Source organism: Flavobacterium sp. LMO6 (genome assembly GCF_009495795.1).
Classification (GTDB): Bacteria; Bacteroidota; Bacteroidia; order Flavobacteriales; family Flavobacteriaceae; genus Flavobacterium.
Genome location: NZ_WIBH01000101.1, coordinates 1 through 234 on the forward strand (window position 1 = coordinate 1; position 234 = coordinate 234).

The window sequence follows — 234 nt, forward strand, 5'->3', positions numbered from 1 at the left end:
TTTGTTCCATCGCTTCTCTACCATTGTATTTATCTCTTAAGAATTTAATTCCGAAAGGAGAAGTAGTTTCAGTTCCTACGATTTCAGAGTTAAAGAAATTCCCTAAACGAATAAAAATCGCACCTAACGAAACCGGTATAACAATTCGGTCTAAAATCCATAAAAAGGAACGTTTGATGACTCTTCTTTGAATGTAAAACATGGTGATGATGATGCCAATTGCCGCACCATGAC

1 protein-coding gene is annotated in these 234 nt (G+C 35.9%); it reads right to left on the reverse strand.

All coding sequences use genetic code 11. From position 1 onward, the window contains the following. The coding region (locus GFJ99_RS14020; RefSeq protein ID WP_203228808.1) for a prolipoprotein diacylglyceryl transferase family protein at positions 1 to 234 on the reverse strand (234 nt) is incomplete at both ends.